Here is a 23,476-nt window from a genome sequence, read left to right on the forward strand (position 1 = left end):
CTCTGCGTTCCTTTGCGTTAAAAAAATTATGAACTTATGCAAAGCAGTATTTAGTTCATAAATAATTACAATAGACCTCTTGCATAATTGGTCAATATTAGTGTTTATCAGTAATAACAAATTGCTGTTATTGAGACTGACTGACTAATTTATATTGAGGCTATGAAATTATTTTATGCCCATGAAAATGGTGAACTTTGGCAAGGAGACGCGATAGAGTGGCTGTGTAGCTTAGAGACAGAATCAGTAGATTTAGTAATTGCTGACCCTCCATATAATATTAAAAAAGCCGAGTGGGATACCTTTGAATCGCAGGAAGCTTATGTAAAATGGTCTGTGATTTGGATTGAGCAAGTTTCGCGAATTCTTAAGCCTACGGGTAGCTTTTATATTTGTGGTTTCTCGGAAATATTAGCCGATATTAAATTACCTGCATCTCGTTTTTTTAAAGGATGTCGCTGGCTGATTTGGCATTACAAAAATAAAGCTAATTTAGCAAATGATTGGGGACGTTCCCATGAAAGTATTCTGCATTTTCGCAAATCAAAATATTTCTATATGAATATCGAAAATATTAGAATATTATATGGTGAACACACTTTAAAATATCCCTTGCATCCCCAAGCTAGTACTAGTCAGTATGGCAATAATGGGAAGAATAATGAGAAAATATGGAACCCGAACTTAAAAGGTGCTAAACCCAGAGATGTGATCGAAATTCCGACGACTTGTAATGGAATGCATGAAAAAACTAAACATCCTACCCAAAAGCCAGAAGAATTGATTAGAAAATTTATTCTAGCGTCATCGCAACGCCAAGATATTGTAATCGACCCATTTTTAGGTTCGGGTACTACAGCAGTAACGGCTGAACAATTAGGTAGAAGATGGTTAGGGTGTGAGATTAATTCTGAGTATCTAGAGTTTGCTGTGGACAGAATAAAAAATGCCCAACAGATGAGTGATGAAGAATGGTTTTTATATGATAGAAAAAATGAAGAGCGTAGGAAGAAGATTAGATAATAGGAATATGGGTAATGAATATCCGCGCTATAGAGGGTTTAGCACTGCTAAACCCCTACAATAGATGTATTATGGATATGTATTTATATTTAATAATTAAGTTTATAAAATCGCTTAAATCTTAACTCAAGATTAAGAAATTATAGCTGTTATAAAACATAATTTTCATACCTTTTAACTTACCTTCTACCCGGTCACTGAGCCTGTCGTTCGACGGAGTCGTTCCCGCAGGGTAGTGCTGCCCTCTGCCTTCATAAACTAAAATAATTCTGCGGCACAATAGTTACAGCAGCCCTTATTTAATTAAAAGAAATGCCTTCTAAACAAACCGCTAGTAGCAACACCATTAAGGGGTGTGACTGGCCAATTGAACAATTACCGGGATTGAGTCTAGAAGAACAATCTCAATTGCAAAGCTGGGGAATTACCACCACAGGATTATTAGTCAAGCAAGGGAAAACCCCAGAAGCAAGGTTGGTTCTAGCTAATAAATTACAAGTTCACCTGCAATATATAAATAAATGGGTAGCCTTGGCTGATTTGGCAAGAATTCCCACGGTGGGAACGCAATATTGTGGTTTATTGTTACATGCGGGTATTGGTTCTGTAGCCCAATTAGCACAGGTTCCCACACACCGATTACACCAACAAATTCTCCGCTTACAAGTAGCCACAATGCAACGGCGAGATTTGTGTCCAGCAATCGAGTTGGTACAGCAGTGGAGTTACCAAGCGCGACAAATTAGTTAAAAGTCTAGTTGTTTATTCTTTGGCTAGTACGCCATTGAGAAAAATATCAGCTAGTCCTTCCGCCATTTGCTGAATTTCTTGGGGAGAGGCGTTTGGTTCCATGAGGGTATTGTTGGAAAAGCCGGCGATTGCAAACATTCCCAAGAATACCTTAGCCACTAGTTTGGCATCGGTTTGGCGATAAATACCTTTATCCATCGCCGTTTGAAAGAAAGCCTCAGCCACATCTGTCATTTTTCCAATCACATCCGATTGAATGCGATCGCGTAAATCTGGATGAAACTGCACCTCCATAAAACAAACTTTCATCAAATCGACATTTTTATGTAAATTCCACATCCGACGGCGCATTACCTGGGCTACAGCTTTATAACTGCCCATTTCGCTCAATTCTGTCAGCAAATCTGTCAGAATATCTATCCAGCCACTAGTCGCCACCTCTACCAAAATTGCCTTTTTATTGGGAAAATGACGAAACAAAGTACCCTCGGCTACACCAGCGGCCTGTGCTAAGTCGCGGGTAGTAGTACCATCAAAACCTTGGGAGGCAAACAATTTTTGTGCCGCTTGTAAAATGCGGGTACGTGTCTGTGCCTCTGAGGGGGGAGAAGAATTAAAAACTCGCATAGTAGTTATTGGGAGATCTCCGGAACACGACTTGTAGCATTATTGTCTAACAGCTAATACGAAAAGCACAGAAAGCTTAATACAAGATTAACGCTCTGTTTGTGTCTTAGCCTGCCTCTGTGGTATTAAACAATTCGTAGTTGTAATTCATAATTCGTAATTATGTTTTGTGACAAAGATTTAACAATAAATCAAGCTGAAGCTTTTCCTTTATCTGGCTTCTACCACAGAAACATAAACACAAAACAAGTCGTTTATATAAATGAGCTATCAATCTCTATTGAATTACGAATTACGAATTACTAATTACGAATTATGATGAAACTTTACTTTATTCACCGCTTATGAATCAGCCCAATTGCGGGAGAGCAATTTTATATTCTTCCCAGAGAGTGTCCGTGATGCTTTACCGGATGTTTGTAACTTTGTTAGCCCTGACAGTACTTTGGTGTGGTTTACTCCCAGAAGTTGCTCTAGCTCAGACTACAGCACCCCCGGCTCAAAGAGTAGAACCACCTAGCAAAACACCAACTTCGATTCAACCTTATCTAGACCGAACGATCAAGGATTTAACAGAGTTTCGCCTGGATAATGGTTTAAAGTTCATTGTTTTAGAACGCCATCAAGCACCAGTGGTTTCTTTTGTGACATACGCTGATGTTGGTGGTGTAGATGAGCCAGATGGACAAACTGGTGTAGCTCACTTTCTGGAACATTTAGCTTTTAAAGGTACAACCAGGATTGGTACTAAAGACTACAAAGCAGAAAAACCATTACTGGATCGCTTAGAGCAATTGGATGCACAAATTAGAACTGCAAAAGCCAACGGCAAAAAAGATGAAGTTGAGCGGTTAGAAGCTGAATTTAAACAAGTAGAAGCGCAAGCAGCCAAGCTGGTTAAACAAAATGAAATGGGGCAAATTGTCGAACAAGCAGGAGGTGTGGGTTTAAATGCAACTACTTCTACAGAAGCGACTCGTTATTTTTATAGCTTCCCAGCCAATAAATTAGAACTTTGGATGTCATTAGAATCAGAACGATTTCTTGAACCCGTACTCAGTCGCGAGTTTTATAAAGAAAAACAGGTGATTTTAGAAGAACGGCGGATGCGGGTAGAAAATTCACCCATTGGTTTAACGATCGAAAAGTTTATCGATGCAGCCTATAAAGTCCATCCTTACAGACGACCGGTGATAGGTTATGACCAAGATATTCGCAACCTCACACCCAAAAATGTGCAAGATTTCTTTAACAATTACTATGTACCTAGCAATTTAGCGATCGCAATTGTTGGTGATGTTAATCCCAATGAAGTTAAAAGACTAGCACAAATCTACTTTGGGCGCTTTGAGTCTAAATCAAAAGCTGTTCAGGAACTTCCCACAGAACCGCCACAAACACAAACACGAGAAGTGACTGTAGAGTTACCTTCCCAACCTTGGTATTTAGAAGGTTATCATCGCCCAGCCCTCACCCATCCTGATAATGCCGTCTATGAAATCATTGGTGATTTACTAAGTAATGGGCGCACTTCACGGTTGTATAAATCTTTGGTAGAAAAGCAGCGTTTAGCGCTGAGTGCCCAAGGTTTTAGTGGGTTTCCAGGTGATAAATATCCAAATATGATGTTATTTTATGCGCTGACAGCCCCCGGCCATACAGTTGATGAAGTGGCTGCGGCTTTGCGCACAGAAATTGACAAATTGAAAACTGAACCTGTCACCGATGCAGAATTGCAGCGAGTTAAAACCCAAGCCAGGGCGCAATTGTTACGTAGCCTCGATTCTAATATGGGGATGGCGCAGCAGTTATTGGAATATGAAGTGAAAACTGGCTCTTGGCGGAATTTGTTTAAGCAATTGGATGAAATTGCAGCGGTGACGGCGGCTGATGTTCAACGAGTGGCGAAAGCATCGTTTACAGCCGAAAATCGCACAATTGGTAAGTTGTTGTCGAAACAGGGATGACACACCGCAGAGAACGCAAAGAAAACAGATGAAAAAAGATATGCACAGGTATCAGGTGAAGGGTAAAAAACAAGTGGCGTGGAAAATTCAAAATGGCAAGCGGCTGATTTATGCTGTGGTTGTAGCCTTTGCCTTTGTACTTTTGACTTTTAACTTTTCTTCTGCGGCGACAGCAGCCAAGCATTACACAGAATTACAGCTACCACCATTACCAGAGATTAAGTTACCCAAATATGAGCGCTTTGTGCTGCAAAATGGCTTGGTTGTTTACTTAATGGAGGATCGTGAATTACCGTTAGTCAGCGGTACAGCTTTAATACGTACAGGTAGCCGTTGGGAACCAGCTGCAAAAGTTGGCTTGGCTGGGTTGACAGGTACAGTTATGCGAACTGGCGGTACTAAAAAGCATTCGCCGGATGAACTCAATGAAATGTTAGAACAGCGTGCGGCATCTGTAGAGACTAGCATTAGTGAAGCTGCGGGTAGCGCCAGCTTTGAAGCACTAAGTGAAGATGTGGAAACGGTGTTTGGGTTATTTGCCGAAGTGCTGCGAGAGCCAGTTTTTGCACAGGAAAAGCTCGATTTAGCCAAAACACAAGCTAAAGGTGGGATTGCGCGGCGTAATGACGATCCTGACACAATTGCCAGTAGAGAATTTCGCAAATTAATTTATGGCAAAGATAGTCCTTACGCGCGAACGGTAGAATATGCAACCCTAGAGCAGATTAACCGTAATGATTTGCTACAGTTCTACCAGCGATATTTTCACCCCAATAATATGATTTTGGGAGTTGTTGGGGATTTTGATGCCAAAAAAATGCGATCGCTCATTCAAGCTAAATTAGGTAATTGGCGACGCAATCCTCAAATCTCTAAGCCGCAGTTACCACAAGTACAAGCAGCCAATAAAGGTGGTGTATTTGCTGTCAATCAGCCACAGTTAACTCAAAGTAGTGTGTTGATTGGGCATTTAGGCGGCAAATTCAACAGTCCCGACTATGCTGCATTAGATGTGTTGAATGAAGTGTTAAACGGATTTGGCGGACGCTTATTTAATGAAGTGCGATCGCGTCAAGGTTTAGCTTACTCTGTTTATGGTTACTGGAGTCCCCGCTTCGATTATCCAGGAATGTTTATAGCTGGTGGGCAAACCCGTTCTGATGCTACGGTGCAATTTGTTAAATCCTTACAAGCTGAAATTAAACGCACCCAAACTCAAGCAATCACAGCCCAAGAATTAGCTTTTGCAAAAAACTCTACCCTTAACTCTTTCGTCTTCAATTTTCAAGATCCTGCACAAACCCTATCGCGGCTAATGCGATACGAATATTACGGCTACCCATCTGACTTTTTGTTTCGCTATCAAAAAGCAGTAGCGGCCACAACAGCCGCCGATGTACAAAGAGTAGCAAAACAATATCTCAAACCAGAAAATCTGGTAACTTTGGTAGTCGGAAATCAAACCGCTATTCAACCACCTTTAACTCAACTAGCTGCACAAGTCACACCTATAGATGTGACAATTCCCCCCGCACAACCACAAGCTAAAAATTAAGCATTGGGCATTGGGCATTGGGCATTGGGCATTGGTTCTCTTCCCTCTCCTTCTGCCTTTTGCTTTGCCCAGAATACAAATCAATTATTCAGAATTCAGCATATATTCAAGTTCTTTATTTAACCAATTAGTAAACATATTATCGAGAATTTCTTGATAGCGTTCTGGTGTTAATGTTGCCGGGATAAATTCTTCAACTAAAAAAAGATGATAGCCTTGCTCACTTTTGAAAGGGCCGATCAATTCGTCATTAGATGCACTAAATAAAGCTGCTGCAATATCTGGTTCAAGGGCAAAGCGACTAATATTACCTTCATAGCCACATTGTTTGCGCCGCTGAATATCTATATCATAAATGTGCGCAGCATCATAAAAACTAATTTCTTCTTCTTCAATTTGATAGTGAATCTCTTGAGCCAGTTTTTCTGATTCTACAATGATTTGATAAAGGCTCACTTGCTCAAACTCTAGGTGATTTTCAATAAAAAATAACTCTACATCTTTAGCAAATAACGATTCAGCTAACTTTTTTGATAATAAGCGATCGCGAATCCCTATTTCCCAATCATCAGCAGTAACTAATTGATCGGCTAACCATGCTAACGTATCTGAAGCTTTTTCCAAATGCTTCTCGCGTCGCTGGCGATTAGCTTCAGCCTCAATTTCTTCTGCTGTAACATTTATTCCCTTTTCTTGAGCTTTATAATTTATCAATCTTTTAAACAAAACATTCTGATAAACAGCTTTAAAGTTCATTTCACTTTTGAGGAAGTTCACAATTTCCTCTGCTTCAACTACTAACTTAGAGAGGTTTATCATGAGAATTTATATTTGGTAATCAACTAATAAACTTTTCACAAATTGATGATTAAATATCTCCAAGTTGTGAAATTAGATTTAGATACAAGCGGCTATAGGCAATATAATTTCGGCTGTTTATTTAAATTAACAGGCTTTACCTTACACTTTATGTAAAAGATTTATGCACAAAAGCTCATCTATATTTAGAAATGGTTTCTATTTATTTTTTGCTTGTGTTACAGGCTAATTATTCAGAAATCATTATGGCTAATTCTAGCGCTTGCTCATTAACTACCGCTTTTCATGAGTTAAGCTCGCACTATCATTATAAAAATTTACATATAATTATCTATGTATCTATCTTAAGTCGTAAAAATAATAAATTAACCTGGATTTAACTAATAATTAACCTGATGTTAAACAACTCTATTCAATCAATAAAAAACTGGAAGCTATTCAAGTTAATAGCTTCCAGTATTCATGATATAAATTGCTAATTTTTAAACAGCCATAATCCTGTTTGGGAAAAAGAGGATTACGAACCTTACTGCTATAAGCCTAAGAGCTATAAGTTTCACCAACATTGATTGCAATTTAACTGCCACTTTTTCAATTTCCACTCCTGCTAAAGTACTAAATATGAGCTTTTTGGGTTAAAGCCATACTCAAATACAGTCAAGGAAGTTTTATCAGTATCACTCCCACCATCTCTAAACTAGGTGGAAGAAATTCAAAGTTTGGACTGGGAGAATCCACAACTTCTACTTTTTATAGCTCAAGCTTCCTGGGAAAAAGAACCACCACTAGTAACAGTTAACGCTTTGTCTTGATGTTGGAGTTATTTACTCTCTCAGACATTGAATCTCTTTCATGAATAGAACTAATCATTGATTTTGTTCTTAGACATGAAATTGGCTGGTCAATTAGCTATGTTTCAGTTGGCATTTCTAAATTTATAGAATTTTATCGCCTAATTAGTGCCAAGTTGGCAGATTTCATCATAAAAAATTTTGTTTTTTTAAGAAACTTAACTTATAGATAAATTTGGAAAATACTTGCTTGCTATTTCTTGGCTTTTTGTTGCATTTTATATGTTTTATCAACAAAATATACGGTTTAAATATTATCTTTGATAAGTTATAATGGTGAAGCACAGTATCACCGAAATTAAACATCAATATTTAAAGTTAGCAAAAAGCAGTCCCCCTGATTTAGGGGGAAGCTAAAGTTCAATATTTTGAGAGTGGAAATCACAAAGCAAATCTGTCCGCTAGATTTTTACAAGCCTTGTATTTAAGGCTAAACATAATTGTCAACTTGCCATGCTACAGCTTCTAAATTTGCATGGTAAATAGGCAGCTACTTAATGAACTGCGAATATCCAGCTATTTAATTCAGAAATCGATTCATTAAAATCGCAGAACTTGAAAGCAGAATCTAGTACAGCATGGTGTCAATAAACTACCCATTGGAAATTTTCTAAACCCAAACAAACTTCGCAAAGCAGTACTAGAGAACTTTCTAGATAGAATTCCGATTTGATTGCTATTATTGAACCTGCTTTGCTAACCACTGCTCCTTAGAATTGCGCATTTCTGCTTTTTGTTTGCTAACAACTTCTAGATAAGCCACGTCCTTAATTTTGCTTAAACAGCTAGGAGGCACATTCTTCTCAGACCTTTTATCAGTAGATTGTTGATTCAGGTTCATACTGGGGTTTTGCTGCTGCTTTGACCGATTCATGAGAGAGTTTTCTTTGAGTAACCGATTGTAGGTACGGTAAGGAATGTAATGTAAGGGATTGTAGCCAGCAAAACGTAGCATTAAAACACATGCCCATGAATACTTGCCTGCAAGAATTGCTTCTACTACTTGGTCAAACTGTTCGGGAGGAAGAGAGTCCTTTAATTTGCTAATGCTAGGAATATCTTGGTTCATAGTGTTATTTGTCTGGGATAAATTAATCCGATTAATGTTCTGCAATTTGGGGAATTTAAATTGAAATTAGCAAACAGCTTGAAACTGCTTGCATTTGCTGAATTACTTGAAGGAAGATTTTGGCAATGCACTATTAGTAAATGTTGTTTGGTTCAAACAAAAAATCAAAATTACGCAACTTTTAAAATTCTTCATTTATCAAGTTGCTTGCTTGATACCATTAGCTTAATTAGGTAGATATTGGTCATCCACTGCATTACCCGACCCTGAAATAAGAGTTAATCTACTAGTTACGTTGGGAGTAAAGCGAACATATTTTTCACTAACTGCATAGCACTTCCCCAACGCAGTGCTTTCCCTACCCCTAGCCCTCTGGCGTGGCGATCGCTTGTGGATGTTTCTAATACAGTTGCAGCTGCTATATAAACAACACTGCTATCAACTGATACTTTCTTAGGAGTCAGATGATTTTGCGGATGGAAATCATAAAGCTTCATCCCAAAATTGCCCCCTTGGCTTGAGGTTTCGACTGCATTTAACCTGATGATTCTTTCCATGAGCTGACCTTTGTTGAGAAACTTGAACATTGTGAATCAAGCTTAATGTGATGCTTTGCCGTAATTCTTCAGATAGTCTCCCAAGTTCCACAGTTCTGACTATTTGGTACTAGCACTGATAGAACAAGCTGCTTTTGCTTTGCAGTTAACCTCAGGTAAAAATTTACCTTGAGTTATCTGTGTTGATTGGCAGAAAAAAGTCTCGCGATCGCTCTTGGTAGATGCAGTTTCGTCCTCTGGAAATTTTTCCACTCCTAATTCAATTTCGGTTCCCTGATAAAATTATTGTATATTATTTGACTACAAATCTAGGAGATACTCAGTAAAACTCCATAAGGTTTGGGTTGGTCAAGAAAAGTTTTATGACCTTGACGATCGAGAACAACATTTTTATTTATACTACATTTTTGCTATTAATGTCATCTACCAAAATAGTACCTTTATAAGTTAAATTTAGTGATTTCATCGTGAATTCTACTTGTGTATTGTGCAACTTGACATTTTGTTACTTATTTTCTAAATAGTGAGGGGTGATACCCCTCATTTAATATACATAAAAACATTTATTCACCTCAGGCTACTTAAAAAGTTTACCATTAACTTTGTTGTTTAACAGTAAAAAAATCAGCAGTATAGATATTATTAAAAAAAAATTAAATCTCTCCTGCTTATTAAAAATCATTCCTAAAAATTATCTGTGGTGCCAGGAAATTGAACGGAGATAAATCTTGCTATAGCAATGGCTACAGCTTTTTTGGGCTGTAGCCATATTCTCTACTTATCAAGAATGTAATGCGAGTACAAGTATGAAAATAAGGATAGAAAAATCATAAAATTACTGGGTTTATGATATGATAGATAAACCATCGTAACCGGAGCCAAAATCGCTCTGGTAAATCGGCTACCTCGAAAATAGTTAAACAAAAAAATGTAGCGAATTAAGCATAAAGATTACTCTCTAAATCCGCAATATCGAGAGTGTTAATGTACAACAGACTCAGCTACATTTTTGTCAAGTAAATTTATTGTTATTTTAACTACAAACTGCTTTTGTTAAGTGAGACACATATCTAATTAGAGTTGGGACAACTGGTAATTAAAACTATAGGTTGCTATCAGTTTTTTCATAATTAGCGTTTTCCTCTAGAACACATCGGTATAAAGCATCCAAAGTCCTGTACAGCAATGAGAAAATAACTCCTGCTGAAGAGGTGTATGGTAACCTGATAAATCAGTTAGAGCGATCGCATCTATTAATCTGACATTGCAACCTACCCAGCTTTGACATGCTCGGTACTGTTGGTCAGGTGTATATTCTATATGTTCCTGAACTCTTGACAACGCAGAGCAGTTCATAGCTAAAGTTTGGTTTTGTAGGTAAGCAATTTATCTTGAAAGCAGCGAGTAATTTCCAGACAAAAAATCGCCAAGTCTTTCACTGTTTAGTTTTGCTCATTCCAGTAGCCTCTGCAAAACGCAATTACTTGTGTTGTTAATCACCAATTGCTTAGTTGTCATTTTCCAGTGGCTTTTTGTAAGTAAAAGTTTAGAAAAAAAAATTACTAGCAAAACCCATGTATCTTTTTCGTAGAGTCTTCATGAACTACTGATATATCCTCATTCAACCTAAGCTACAGCCGTCACTAGGAATTTCCAACTTTATCAAAATTTTACTGACTTTTTAAGGAATACATATTGATTTTATGGTGTTTTCCTGGATTTGCAGTCATATAGCGTGAAATGTTAAAAATTTATCTTATGTCGTCGTGGGAAATTTTTGCTCGCCATAATTTACATTGGGATAGTATTTATTTTTACATAAAGCTACTCAATATATATTTTTTGAAGGAGTAAAAATTGTTAATAGTGAACATAAGATTTGTGATATTCAGTAAAGTGAATCAATAGAGATAGGGATACTCAAACATCGTGACAACAGCGGTTTTGCCGTCTCAATATTTGATAACTTGCTGGGTATTACTTATATTTTCTCTTAAATTTTGCAACAACCGGAAAATAAAATCACAGATATAAATACATACTGCTTCAGCTACAAGTAAAGTAGGTTGGAAAACGCAAATATAAAACGTATATCTTTTTTTGTATGTATATTTGGCTGCAAAATTCACAATACTTAAGTAGTGAAGCAGAGGAGTTAGGGAAGGGGAAATACCCCATGCCCCATGCCCCATGCCCCATGCCCTAGTAAACTAAATAAATTGCCCAAATCGCCATTGCGCGTAGGTAAGTGCTGGCGCGGAAGGTACCGGATGCGGTGATGGCTTCGGGTGTGCGGAACTGTAAACCGTTGTCGTAAACTTGCTGAACTACGGCTTGTGTTAAGCGTAATGCTTCATCCTTCATTCCCATTTGTACGAGAAAAGCTGCAATTCCAAAGTTGATACCTGTCCAAACTTCTAGGGGGTGTGTGGCTTTGGGGTTTTCTGGCGAACCGTCGGGAAGAACGCCGTTTGCAGCACCGAATTGACCATTTTGGAATTTGAGGAAGCAAGCATCATACACTGTTTTTAATGCAGATAAGGCGCGATCGCTCGCTACAATATCTGGTAATCCCAGTAACCTGGCATAAAATTGTCCGCATAGTTGATCTGCCATGACGACATCAGAACCACTCTCGCTATCTAGGCGGTAATATTTACCATTCCAGAGTTTTGCTTCGTAGATGGGGCGAGATTGTTGCAACCAAGTTTGATAGGTGGATTTTTGCACCGCCAAGACGCCAAGGTCGCCAAGGTGGTTTTTGAGTAAAATATTGCTAATTGCGATCGCAGCTTCTAACGCTGCTATCCACAAACCGCCGCAATATGCACTGACACCTTGTAACCGCCAATCATCAAAGGTTTGATCCGGCGCACCAGAATTTTCGGGAATCCCATCGCCATCTTTATCAAAAGTCTTGAGGTAGTCGAGAGTTTGCACAATTGCATCCCAACAATCAGCAAGGAACTGCACATCATCAGCGCCGGTGAGCAGAAAATCTCGGTATACTTGCAAAACAAAATCGCTGCCTAAATCTTTCCATAAATTGCAGTCTTGGTAGCAGGTGTAGTTGGTTTGCTCCCAGACATGCTCATTCGGTGCGCCTAAATCGTGGGGTGTTGCTCCAGCAATTTTCCGCGGTGCGGTTGTCGTGTCTGCGCCAATTGTATAGTAATAACCAATGATGCGTTGATGGTCGTCGCTTTGGGGAATCGCTCTTGCAAAAGCCCGCATAACTGACTTTTCCAGTTCGGGGAATAACATCAGCAAAGCGAAAGAACCATACAACCGCACATCTAAACTTTCATACCAGCGATAATCTAAGCATTCCAGTACGGCAAATTGACCGATGGGATCGAGTTCTGAGGCTGCACTCCAGAGTGTACCACCACTGGTGAGGTCATATAGCTCGTTAAATAAAGCCATTTTCAACCAAGCTGGTAAATCTTCCCGTTCCAGGATGGGTTGCTGCCAACTTTGAATCTGCGATCGCCAATTTTGATATTCTGTTAACGCAGTAGATGCGATCGCCCAAGCATTTTTACCAGTACGATTAAAGAAATCTGTATATCTGCGGTAATAGTTAACTCCGGCGGCAAATTCTGTTACCGGGAAATCCCAAGCTAAGACAAAGGGAATTTCTAAAGATTCCCCTGGTTGCAGAGTAAAACGAATTGCGATCGCTGCTCCTAGTTGTGTATTATCTGTTGCAGGAGTTTGATCTACATAATTGGGCAAAGAACCATCACTAGCAAAGCTTTGCCACAAATCCTCACCCCTACCCCCAGGATTCCAGCGCGTATGATAAAACACTTCCACCTTGGGATGCTTCAAGGTAGCGATACACCAGCTACCATCCCCTTCTTGCACAGGTTGATTCTCCGTAACCTGGGATAAAAAACAACCAATGTATTCCTCATTTTCGACTAATTGGTTGTAATTACCTTGACTCTCACCCAAACGCGGCTGATATGCATATACTGGACTTCCATCATCGCGAATTTTCACCTTAGGCGACTTCAACGCATTAGTAAACCAGCCCACCATATTTTGCCAGGTGAGCATAATACTCAAAGTAATCGGTGCATTCGTCGGATTATGGGCATTCCAGAGAAATACCGCCACCGGATAACTAGTTTCTTTGTAGTTATTTGCCCAAATCGGGGAAAATTGCTCACAAGTTAACTGCGCTTGCAAGACATTTTCATAGACAAACCAACTGCGGGGATACAGCGCGTGATAAGTACCCGTGTGGGAAGTTTCGCCAGTTTCTTGGCTAGCTGGATACCAGCGCCAAGCACCGAGACTATCATCCTCTGGTGCTGCGGTAGATAAAGCGTAAGCTTGAGAAGATGAGCCAGAAGACTCAAACACGCTGAATTGACAGGCGGCGATATTCTTAAAAGTATGCTCTCCCCCGTCAATATGCCATAAATTAAAGTCTCCACGAGAAGAACGCCCAATACAACCAGCACCAAAGCCACCTAAAGGCATACCATGCCAAGGGCCATCATCAATATTGCTAGCATAACGGACAGTATAGGGCTTGTCCCAACCAAGACCAAGGGGACGATTCCAAGTGTAAGAGGGAATTACGGAAGAGAGCGGATTTGTCATCGCCTGATTATACAGCGTGCGGTTACGCTAATGAAGCCTAGCGCGATGTGTGATTTTTCTCAAGTGATGAAGGAAGGCAGAAGGCAGAGGGCAGAGGGCAGAAGGGATGTATTATCTGGATGATTGGTTAAAATGTTAATGCGATCGCCGACATTTAAAGGTTTTATTAGGTTTAATCGTCTTTGGTTTTAAACTATTATCTCTAGCTTGCTGACAAAAGCTACAAAATATTCTGCCTTTTTCCATCATCTCATTGTAATTTAAATGGTATATGTGGGCACTCTAAATTTAAGTAAAATTTAGGAGGATAATTTCCATGTCCACAGCCCCAATTAGCGCAATACTGGCGCAAAAACAGAGAGATGAAGTGTTGCAAGCGATCGCCACCATAAAAGAAAAGCTACCATTTTTAATTGATTTAACAAACGAAGAGCGTAAAGCATTACCGAAGATGGGAGATAAAAGCCGCGCCTTTGTTAGTAAAGCATTGGAGGTGGCGACGCAGAATCCAGAGTTCTTACCGCGATCGTTTGACCTGGAAGAAATGCGCAAAGACGTACAATTATTTGAAGCGTTATATCCTGTATTGCTATCGCTGTCACAATTACATGAATTGGTGGATGATACATCTCTAGCAGTAGGTAGCGAAGCCTATGCCGCCGCCTTACAAGTGTATACTTATGCCAAAGCTAGCGGACAAGGCGGTGGTTTAGAGACAGTAGTTGAGGAAATGGGGCAAAGATTCGCCCGCAAATCTCGCAAAGCCAAGCCAGAAACAGCAACCGCGTAGAAAATATCTCGATAGTTGCACTTGAGAACTCGGAACTTCGAGTAAATTACTCGGCATTTCGAGTTCCGAACACGAAACTTCGAGTTCTGATGACGAATGATGGTGCAAAAAGAGCGATCGCTCCGGCTTTTTACTCGGAACTTCGTGCTTTGAGGTGCAACAGCCGAGTTCCAAAGGCGAATGATGGTGTAAAAAAGGCGAATATTGCCCTTCCAATCATCTCGCGATCAACACAAAACATCAAACCCCCACAAATATACTACGTAGGGGCTAGGCAATGCCTCGCCCCCCAATAGTTATGCATCACAGCCAACAATTTACATATAATCATCCCCAAATCAATCACCATGTTTGATATTTAAAATATCCGGCGTCCAACAATATTGTGATTCGTTGAGTTGCCATATTGGTTGGGGGGCATGGCATTGCCATGCCCCTACATAATTAAATTAAAATTAGGACAAAATATGCAATAAATACAATATCTAAAATCCATCACCACCATCCATAAATTCGTAGGGGCTAGGCAATGCCTCGCCCCCCAGTAAATATGCATCATAGCCAACAATTTATATATAATCATCCCGATATAAATCACCATGTTTGATATTTAAAATATCCGGTGCCCAACAATATTGTGATTCGTTGAGTTGTCATATTGGTTGGGGGGCATGGCAATGCCATGCCCCTACGGTGTATATCTTGATGTATGGCAAAAATGTCAATTAAAATGGGCAAAAATTGCAAATATTTAAATCCCAAAATTAATGCCCTACGATCCGCAAAAACACCATCGCCGTTCTATTCGCTTGAAAGGATACAATTACACTCAACCTGGTGCCTATTTCATCACTATTTGCACTAAAGGACGGCAATGTTTATTTGGTAATGTGGTTCAGGGTGAAATGCAATTAAATACTTTAGGATATATTGCCTTTAACTGTTGGCAAACAATACCCGATCATTTTCCTCACATTGCATTAGATACATTTATAATCATGCCTAATCATATACATGGCATCTTAATTATTATTGATAACTCTGTTGGTAGTTTGCATTGCTATCCCTTCAATCAAAACATCGAATATAACATAGGAAAATTCGGTAAACCTTTACGTGATTCTATTTCTACGGTTATTGGTAGCTATAAAAGTGTTGTTAGCAAACGTATTAATATAATTTGGCAGACTCACGGACAATCAATCTGGCAACGCAATTTTTACGAACTCATTGGTAGAGAAGAAAAATCTATAAATAACATTCGAGAATATATTGTTAATAATCCCCGGCGTTGGGCAGACGATCCAGAAAACCCGCGACATAATTCTGATATTCAAGATTACCTTTTTAATATCCCTTTCTAATTAAAAACCTTGCGCTATCCCATAAATATCAATCCGCATTGAGATGCATATCATCATAGGGGCACAGCAATGCCATGCCCTGATAATAAATATATAAAATGCGGCGAATTATGGCTTTTTATTCGCCAAATTATACTTAACCTCAATTTCAAAATTACTTTCCGCCGAACCTTCAGTTAAAAATGGAATCCCCGTTTTTCCACCCAACTTAATGCCAAATTTAACAGTTACTTCTTCTGCATCAGGTATATTCTTAAAAGCCCCGACAGCTAACTTGGCATAATTACGAATCTTGTTTTGAAACTCATGAATATTGACTGTAGGTAAACCATCGCGGTATCCGGGTTCATCATCTTCGGGAACTTCCGCAGCTTCCTTTGATTCCAAGTAGATTTCGTACTCTAAATCGTCATCTTTGACAATCAGCCTTTGTACTTCTGACATTTGCTCGCCTCAGTTAGTTTTTTAGTTGTTATTCTAGTAATATTACCTAAAGCCTTTTAATCGGGTAGCAAGTAGAAACTCAAGAGTTCACAATAGGAAAAATTAACATGCGATGGGCAAGTTTGAAGCTTGGAACTCAAAACTTCGCGCTTGGAACATGACACTTCGAGCTTTTAGCTTCAGTTTCCGCCATCAGAACTCGGAACTTCATGTTCTGAACTCGAAACTTCCTGTACGGAACTCGGAATTTCATGTTCAACACTCGAAACTTCGTGTTCCGAACTCGGAACTTCGTGTTCTGAACTCGGAATTTTCTGTTCAGAAGTGCAACATCGGAGATCTAAGGGTGAATGATGGTGAATAGAAGACGAATATTTAAGAATCAACCACAATTAATATCAAAAACATACAGTATCAGGTTGAATATCTTCCCAACTCTTGAGTCAAGCCTCTATTACTCCCCTGAAACTTGCCAAAAATAAAGGGTACGCCTTAGCATACCCCCAGAATAATCACTTAACTCAATACTCAGCGCTAATTACGAAGCATTTTGTAACTCAGCTGTGCGCACTGATAGCTGTTGTGTTTGGTTACCTCGTTGTACTTTCACCTGCAAAACTTGACCGAGGCGACTATTTTCTACAACATTTTGCAGTTGTTCCGCAGTGGAAACTGCTTGTCCATCAATTTGCACAATCACATCACCGCGACGGATACCCGCAGACGCAGCCGGAGAGTTAGGTATAACTCGCATCACTAAAACTCCGTTAACTTCCGGAATCTGAATGGGGGAGTTAGGGTCTGTGTTGTTCTGCTTGGCTAGCTCTGGTGTTAAACTTACCATTTGCACGCCCAAATAGGGGTGAGCAACTTTACCATCCCGTTGCAGTTGTGCGGCGATCGCTTTTGCTTTATCAATGGGAATAGCAAATCCAATTCCCATCGCATCAGCACGAATAGCGGTATTAATCCCGATAACTTCACCCGCACCATTTAATAAAGGCCCGCCAGAGTTACCAGGGTTAATAGCGGCGTCAGTTTGAATAAATTCCAAGCGTTTATCTGTAATCCCAACTTGGGCGCTAGAACGCTTGAGGGTGCTGACAATCCCCAGAGTAACGGTATTATCAAAACCTAAAGGATTACCAACTGCGATCGCCCAGTCTCCGACTTGTACATTACTAGAAGAACCTAAGGGCGCAACTGGTAAATCGTTTCCAGCATTAATCTTAACTACCGCCAAATCAGTAACTTCATCAATGCCTTGAACTTTACCATCAAAGGTGCGACCATCTTTAAGTCTCACCGTCACGCGATCGGCTTTATCAACTACGTGAGCATTAGTCAAAACTAAGCCACTCTTGTCAAGAATAAAACCAGAGCCAAGACCGCGCAATTGCTCTCTCGATGGCTGCTGTGGGAAACCATCGCCAAAAAACTGGCGGAAAAATGGGTCTTCAAAAAACGGATCGTTGCGACGAGTAATAGTGCGCTCTGTATCAATCCGTACCACTGCTGGCCCCACACGATTGACAGCTGCTGTCACAAAGCTGCTGCTACCAATCGCTGCTGTAGCCGGTGATTGACGTTGCGCCAATAATTCTGGTGGATTTGCAGTTGTCGGCTTTGGCGCTGGTTCAGCTTCCGAAGGTAACACCCGCAAAGTACTAAAACTTAAAACAACTCCTAGAAATATGGCTAAAACATGGGAACTTAGTTGACGTATAGACAGGCGGAGTTTGGCAAATCTCATAATCACAACCTAAATCTAGAAGCGTAACTGTTACGTAGTCGTGACAAATCTATATTGATGAGGGACTAGGGGCGCTTAGGCTAGGGACTAGAAAATAGGTAATAAACCCCGTCCATTTTGAAACCTGGAGTTTTTCAAGAGAGGATATTATCCAGTCTTGGCTTGAGTTTTGAGCTTTACCCTCATTACAAAAAAAACTACGGTTTTCAAGGTAGACGCGGTTAAATATATTCTTATCTCTTGTCTTCCTACCAACACCCAATCCTCAATTCTTAAATTGGGACGTAGCAGCAACTACCTGTAATCAAATTAATTGTATATTTAGCTCAAAAGCTATTATGGACATTCCCCATAGCCAGGTTCGGATTTCACGCCACAATTAATATTAGTCATTTGTCACAGACGCGATGAATCGCGTCTGTACAATTGTCAGTTGCTATTTTTTTCCTTGTCTTCCTTGTCCCCTGTTCTCCCTTCCCTTCTAGGCTAGTATCTTAGTTAAACCAGCATTCTCATAACCCATGAATGGATTAAACAAATCGCCGAAAAAATCCTTGACTACCTCCCAACCAGGGGAACATTCCCACAATCACAGCGCAGATAGCGAACATCTTCATTCTGAACATGAAGACTCAACTCATCCTCACGTTCATAGCGAAGAGTCTTTACGGCGGATTGTGAATCGATTGTCACGTATAGAAGGGCACATTCGCGGGATTAAGACAATGGTGCAGCAAAATAGCCCTTGTCCTGATGTGTTATTGCAAATCGCCGCCGTCAGGGGTGCATTGGATCGGGTAGCGCGAATTGTCTTAGACGAACATTTAACTGAGTGTATTGCCAGAGCTGCCCAAGAGGGTAATATTGATACGGAAATTGAACAACTCAAAGCAGCTTTAGATCGGTTTTTGCCTTAGAAATATTGGTCTATTTCCAAAATCACACATTTATACTGTATCTCTGGTAGTTTATACTTATCAGGGTTATTGAGTATGCATAAAAAATGTCTTTAGCGAACTATCAATTTAACTACTCTTTAATTAAGAACGAAAATAAGCCAGTAATTCTTTTTTTACATGGCTTTATGGGTAAAATTGATGAATTTGATGAAGCGATCGCACTTCTATCTAATGAGTTTTCCTATTTAACGATTGACCTTCCTGGGCATGGTAAAACTCAAGTTTTGGGTAGTGATGAATGTTATACAATGCCATACATAGCTCAAGCTTTAATTAATTTATTAGATGAATTACAAATTAATACTTGCTTTTTAGTCGGTTATTCAATGGGTGGACGATTAGCTTTATATCTTACCCTACATTTCCCCGAACGTTTTTCTAAAGTTGTATTAGAATCTGCTTGTCCCGGATTACCAACAGAAGCAGAAAGATTAGCACGCATTCAACAAGATTATCAAATTGGTAGAAAGTTAATCAGAAGTTTGGAACCAGATGATTTTGCAGAATTTTTAGCAAATTGGTATAGTCAACCAATTTTTGGTGATATCAAAAATCATCCTAAATATGAATTGATGATCGAAAGTCGCTTGCAAAATTATCCTTTAGAATTAGATAAATCTCTCCGCTTTATGGGGACTGGATATCAACCTTCTTTGTGGGATAAACTGAATAATATTCAGAATCCTTTGCTCTTACTGGTTGGGGATTTAGATGAAAAATTTATCGATATCAATCAAAAAATGGCTGAAGTTTGTTCATTTTCCCAGTTAAAAATAATTCCCAATTCTGGACATAATATTCATTTTGAAAATACTAGCGAATTTGTCCAAAATCTGAAGATGTTTTTCGGATAAATTGCAATATTTTGTCAATATCTAATATATTCTAGAGGGCATGGCAGTGCCAGTGCCCCTACAATATATCGTAATATTTATGCAAATTGGTATGACAAATGACAACGTTCACCAAAAAATTCACAATTCAACGCGGATGAGTAGACATATTTTCGCACTCTCTTTTTGTTACATAATGACGATAACGAAACATTGCTTCGAGTTGCGCTTGAACTAACCAACCACTGAACAATTCTAATGCTTGTCCACCAGGCATAACAAAAGAAATGTCATCAGTTAACCGAGTTTTACCATTTTCATCTACAAACTCATGTCTGTGTATCCAACTTTCAAAAGGCCCGGATATTTGTTCATCAACAAATAAGTGATTTTTTTCACATTGAGTGTGACGCGCTAACCAAGTAAAAGGCAATGGGCCGAGAAAAAGACGAAATTCTGTGATAGCACCTATCTCTAGTCCTCCCTCACGACGCACAACTTGCACTGGTTGCCAAGGTGGGTTTAACATTTGTAAAATATCTGTTCTTTCGTGAAATCTCCACACTACGTCTGGTGGTGCATTAATCACAGAAGTATGTTTAAAGTGCAGCATGGAAACAGAAACCTAAAATTCAACAAATAATTACGAATTCGGATTTTGTCATTCGTAATTAAAAAATTACTGGAACACTAAACTTATATAGTCGCACCTTGATATTCTTGTAGTGACTATCAGTTAATTACAAATTGTTAAGCTTCCGGTTCGCTATCAATTTCAATATCCAAAGTATCTTCATCAATTCGCACATACAAAATATTTGGGTTACAGCAAACTTGACAATCTTCTACATAAGATTGTTGTCCGCCGGCGCTAAAATCAACAAAGGTTAAGTTTGGTTCACCACAATAAGCGCAGTAATACTCAGATGTTGTTTGCATTAATTTGTCAGCTAGGAATTTAATGGCTGAAGTTCTTTTGGCGATGAGTCAAAATGGCTTGTAGCTTCAGCCAAGTGTTTCAGTAGTGTAGACTGTGGTAGCGGCCCTTGCAAGTGATTCCAAGGTAAAATTTGCTCCGTTGACCAATTGCTATGGACATAAAAATCTAAGTCGGGAATTTGTCCTTTTAGCTGCTTAAAAGCGCGTTTGTAACTGCCTAAAGAATCCCCAAAGTTACGGGTAAGTTCTAGTAAGTGGGAGAGTCTGCGATCGCCTCTCGATAACAAAGCTTGGATAATAGACCAATTATAGCTTTCCGGGCGAAATTCTATACCCTGGGGTTTTAGCTGTTTTTGTAACATCTGCAACCGCTTCTGGGATTGTTTATTCACACCAAACCATTGAAATGGGGTATGGGATTTGGGTACAAAGGTGCTACATCCTAATGTTAACCGCAGTCCTGGAGCAGCTTTTTTAACAATACGCATCATAGATACAGTTTGTTCTAAATCTTCCGGTTCCTCACCAGGAATTCCTACCATTCCGTAGAGTTTCAAACTCGTCAATCCACCAGCTTTAGCGTTGATTGCGGCTTGAATGATTTCGTCGTTATGCAACTTTTTGTTGATGATGCGGCGTAATTTTTCCGAACCACTTTCTACTGCAATGGTAAGCGATCGCGTGTCGCGTTTTGCTAAAGTTTGCGCTAGCTGCACTGTAACTGTATTTGTGCGTACTGAAGCAATACTTAAACGCACATCATCATATTCAGGTTGACTGATATATTCCAGCAAAGTCTCAAACTCTGGGTGTTGAGTCACAGAAGCACCTAATAAACCTAAGCGCTTGGTAACTTGTAAACCTCTCTCAATGGCTGGAATTAACGAACCTTCTAGACTCGCAGTTCTAAATGGTAAAGTAAGATAACTTGCTAAACAAAAGCGGCACATTTCTGGACAACTGCGTACCACTTCCAGCATATAAATATTTTCCCATGCGGCTTTTTCTGTCACCACAGTTGAAGCTGAGAGAATATTTCCCCGATAAGTTTGCTTTTGTACTATAGCGGGAATTTCCCCAGATATGGGATTAATTGACTTTACCGCACCATCTTGGCTGTGATATTCAACCGCATACAAACTAGGAACATAAATCCCTGGTACTTGCGCAAGTGCTTGAAGCTGAGTTTGGCGAGAAGCGTTTCTTATTTCCTTATAAGCTGCGATAAAATCTCCTAGCAGATTTTCCCCATCACCTAATAAAATCACATCAAAAAAATCTGCAAAAGGTTCAGGATTTGCAGTCAAAACTGGCCCCCCGCCAAAAACTAGTGGATGCTTATCTTCTCGCAAAGATGCGCGAATCGGAACTTCTAAAAATTCCAGTAAATTTAAAATATTGACATAATCTAACTCCCAAGAAATCGAAAATCCCACAATCTCCGGATTTCTCGGAAGTTGTTCGTGAATATCAGTAAACAAGCGACTAACTTGTACATCATCACGCATTGCCAAATTTGCCCATACTACCTGATATCCTAAGCTGGTGATTCCCACGCTGTACTCATTGGGAAAGGCGAAAATCAACGGGATAGCATCGGTGTTGGGAGTAGCGGGGGTGAATAAAAGACGTTCAGCAGAAAATACAGATGATGTCACAGGCGATCGCTTGGGAGTGTTTATAATAATTCATGCCTACACAAACAAAACCCACTGACGTAGGTTTCCATAGCAGTCTTTGCAGTGGACTTTGGTTGTCTATCCCTAGACTTCTAGCCTGAGGATGCTGTAGGGTTATCTATATTTAATTTTAAGCCATAGAATTATCAAGTTAAAAAATAAAGTCGCACCATTAGCTAAAATAATCGGCAATTGTTGGAGGATAATTCCATAGATCAACCATAAAAATATGCCTATGTTGAAACAAATCAACATGATAAACGAGACATCTTTTGCAGATTTAGTTTGCCATATTTTCATCAATTGCGGTAAAAATGAAACCGTAGTTATGGAAGCAGCCACTAATCCTAAAAATGTCACAAAATCCATTAATGCTACCCTGGTTAATTTAGGTCATGTTTTGCAGTAGTTTGGTAGTTAGCTTAACACACTCCCATCTCGTAGAATAGGGCTGCTAATTTATTGCTCGTTTTTGCACATTTCCTTGACCAATAATTCTCAATCATGAAGTTTCTGGGATTTTAAATAACTGGTTAATTACTACTATCGCTGTACGCAAATATTCTTTCATGAAGTAGACTCCCGACAAAGCATTATTTTATTATTCGTACAAAATCATAATGATATTAAATGTTTGTGACTAGACTTTATTTTTTACTTTTTTCAAATAAGACAAAGCATTACCTTGTCCCTACAATCTGTCGCATTCATTTTTCAAATTCATATTAGAAACTATTTTTAAAGTTGCATATCAAACAAAAAAATAAGGGAAAAAATACTGGTTCTTTAGTACTTGTTATGCTAAACTAACAATCAAAATGCCAGTTTAACAAGCATCTAATTCGGAAGTTTTCAAAGTTTCTAAATCCATAAGCCGAGC

The 23,476-nt window shown here is 39.3% G+C and carries 22 protein-coding genes; 9 read left to right on the forward strand and 13 right to left on the reverse strand.

The features are described from left to right. Window positions 1–162 precede the first annotated feature (162 nt). The gene (locus tag H6G41_RS22710) at window positions 163–1,023 is read left to right on the forward strand and encodes a site-specific DNA-methyltransferase (protein WP_190748862.1); all 861 of its coding nucleotides are present in this window, start codon (window positions 163–165) and stop codon (window positions 1,021–1,023) included. Window positions 1,024–1,335: 312 nt separating this feature from the next. Continuing rightward, window positions 1,336–1,773 (forward strand): DUF4332 domain-containing protein, encoded by a 438-nt coding sequence (locus tag H6G41_RS22715; protein WP_190748864.1) that lies wholly within the window; start codon window positions 1,336–1,338, stop codon window positions 1,771–1,773. 12 nt (window positions 1,774–1,785) lie between these two features. Here H6G41_RS22715 and H6G41_RS22720 read toward each other — a convergent pair whose 3' ends face one another. Further along, window positions 1,786–2,400, reverse strand: coding sequence for a TetR/AcrR family transcriptional regulator (locus H6G41_RS22720; protein WP_190748866.1), 615 nt, complete (start codon window positions 2,398–2,400; stop codon window positions 1,786–1,788). A gap of 344 nt (window positions 2,401–2,744) precedes the next feature. On the opposite strand from H6G41_RS22720, the gene H6G41_RS22725 reads away from it, so the two are divergent. Then, window positions 2,745–4,367, forward strand: a complete 1,623-nt coding sequence (locus H6G41_RS22725; RefSeq protein ID WP_190748868.1) for a pitrilysin family protein — start codon at window positions 2,745–2,747, stop codon at window positions 4,365–4,367. A 28-nt stretch (window positions 4,368–4,395) separates the two neighbouring features. Next, window positions 4,396–5,922: a pitrilysin family protein gene (locus tag H6G41_RS22730; RefSeq protein WP_242038012.1), complete on the forward strand. Its 1,527-nt coding sequence runs from the start codon at window positions 4,396–4,398 to the stop codon at window positions 5,920–5,922. Between the two features lie 84 nt (window positions 5,923–6,006). Here the strand turns inward: H6G41_RS22730 and H6G41_RS22735 are convergent, their stop codons facing one another. The 6 genes from H6G41_RS22735 to H6G41_RS22760 form a co-directional block, all read right to left on the reverse strand. Beyond that, entirely contained in the window at window positions 6,007–6,741 is a 735-nt protein-coding gene (locus H6G41_RS22735) for a peptidylprolyl isomerase (RefSeq protein WP_190748870.1), read from the reverse strand. Window positions 6,742–8,271: 1,530 nt separating this feature from the next. Then, complete coding sequence (locus H6G41_RS22740; RefSeq protein ID WP_190748872.1) at window positions 8,272–8,661, reverse strand: HetP family heterocyst commitment protein; 390 nt, start codon at window positions 8,659–8,661, stop codon at window positions 8,272–8,274. Window positions 8,662–8,951: 290 nt separating this feature from the next. After that, window positions 8,952–9,218, reverse strand: coding sequence for a hypothetical protein (locus H6G41_RS22745; RefSeq protein ID WP_190748874.1), 267 nt, complete (start codon window positions 9,216–9,218; stop codon window positions 8,952–8,954). Between the two features lie 99 nt (window positions 9,219–9,317). Continuing rightward, complete coding sequence (locus tag H6G41_RS22750; RefSeq protein ID WP_190748876.1) at window positions 9,318–9,470, reverse strand: hypothetical protein; 153 nt, start codon at window positions 9,468–9,470, stop codon at window positions 9,318–9,320. A gap of 891 nt (window positions 9,471–10,361) precedes the next feature. Next, entirely contained in the window at window positions 10,362–10,574 is a 213-nt protein-coding gene (locus H6G41_RS22755; RefSeq protein WP_190748878.1) for a hypothetical protein, read from the reverse strand. Between the two features lie 846 nt (window positions 10,575–11,420). Next, the gene (locus H6G41_RS22760) at window positions 11,421–13,835 is read right to left on the reverse strand and encodes a GH116 family glycosyl hydrolase (protein WP_190748880.1); all 2,415 of its coding nucleotides are present in this window, start codon (window positions 13,833–13,835) and stop codon (window positions 11,421–11,423) included. A gap of 316 nt (window positions 13,836–14,151) precedes the next feature. Between H6G41_RS22760 and H6G41_RS22765 the strand changes: the two genes are divergently transcribed. Together H6G41_RS22765 and H6G41_RS22770 are read left to right on the forward strand one after the other, a co-directional pair. Next, window positions 14,152–14,625, forward strand: a complete 474-nt coding sequence (locus H6G41_RS22765; protein ID WP_190748882.1) for a hypothetical protein — start codon at window positions 14,152–14,154, stop codon at window positions 14,623–14,625. Between the two features lie 767 nt (window positions 14,626–15,392). Continuing rightward, window positions 15,393–15,989, forward strand: coding sequence for a transposase (locus tag H6G41_RS22770; RefSeq protein ID WP_190748884.1), 597 nt, complete (start codon window positions 15,393–15,395; stop codon window positions 15,987–15,989). Window positions 15,990–16,097: 108 nt separating this feature from the next. On the opposite strand, the gene H6G41_RS22775 is transcribed toward H6G41_RS22770, so the two are convergent. Further along, a complete protein-coding gene (locus H6G41_RS22775; RefSeq protein ID WP_190748886.1) occupies window positions 16,098–16,433 on the reverse strand; it encodes a CU044_2847 family protein in 336 nt (111 codons plus the stop codon). 538 nt (window positions 16,434–16,971) lie between these two features. Beyond that, window positions 16,972–18,186, reverse strand: coding sequence for an HhoA/HhoB/HtrA family serine endopeptidase (locus H6G41_RS22780; RefSeq protein ID WP_190748888.1), 1,215 nt, complete (start codon window positions 18,184–18,186; stop codon window positions 16,972–16,974). Window positions 18,187–18,707: 521 nt separating this feature from the next. Here H6G41_RS22780 and H6G41_RS22785 point away from each other — a divergent pair. Together H6G41_RS22785 and menH are read left to right on the forward strand one after the other, a co-directional pair. Next, the gene (locus H6G41_RS22785; protein WP_190748890.1) at window positions 18,708–19,103 is read left to right on the forward strand and encodes a metal-sensitive transcriptional regulator; all 396 of its coding nucleotides are present in this window, start codon (window positions 18,708–18,710) and stop codon (window positions 19,101–19,103) included. 86 nt (window positions 19,104–19,189) lie between these two features. Then, entirely contained in the window at window positions 19,190–19,999 is an 810-nt protein-coding gene (gene menH, locus H6G41_RS22790; RefSeq protein WP_190748892.1) for a 2-succinyl-6-hydroxy-2,4-cyclohexadiene-1-carboxylate synthase, read from the forward strand. Between the two features lie 127 nt (window positions 20,000–20,126). Here the strand turns inward: menH and H6G41_RS22795 are convergent, their stop codons facing one another. The 4 genes from H6G41_RS22795 to H6G41_RS22810 form a co-directional block, all read right to left on the reverse strand. Continuing rightward, entirely contained in the window at window positions 20,127–20,591 is a 465-nt protein-coding gene (locus tag H6G41_RS22795; protein ID WP_190748894.1) for an SRPBCC family protein, read from the reverse strand. A gap of 137 nt (window positions 20,592–20,728) precedes the next feature. Next, on the reverse strand, window positions 20,729–20,917 hold the full coding sequence (locus tag H6G41_RS22800) for a CPXCG motif-containing cysteine-rich protein (protein ID WP_190541313.1): 189 nt from the start codon (window positions 20,915–20,917) through the stop codon (window positions 20,729–20,731). Window positions 20,918–20,928: 11 nt separating this feature from the next. After that, window positions 20,929–22,575 (reverse strand): radical SAM protein, encoded by a 1,647-nt coding sequence (locus tag H6G41_RS22805; RefSeq protein ID WP_190748896.1) that lies wholly within the window; start codon window positions 22,573–22,575, stop codon window positions 20,929–20,931. A 135-nt stretch (window positions 22,576–22,710) separates the two neighbouring features. Further along, window positions 22,711–22,926: a SemiSWEET transporter gene (locus tag H6G41_RS22810; RefSeq protein ID WP_308796290.1), complete on the reverse strand. Its 216-nt coding sequence runs from the start codon at window positions 22,924–22,926 to the stop codon at window positions 22,711–22,713. On the opposite strand from H6G41_RS22810, the gene H6G41_RS36095 reads away from it, so the two are divergent. Continuing rightward, entirely contained in the window at window positions 22,850–23,005 is a 156-nt protein-coding gene (locus H6G41_RS36095; protein ID WP_308796292.1) for a hypothetical protein, read from the forward strand. The genes H6G41_RS22810 and H6G41_RS36095 overlap by 77 nt on opposite strands. Window positions 23,006–23,476: the final 471 nt, after the last annotated feature.

Origin of the sequence: Tolypothrix sp. FACHB-123, assembly GCF_014697075.1 — a bacterium.
GTDB lineage: Bacteria > Cyanobacteriota > Cyanobacteriia > Cyanobacteriales > Nostocaceae > Aulosira.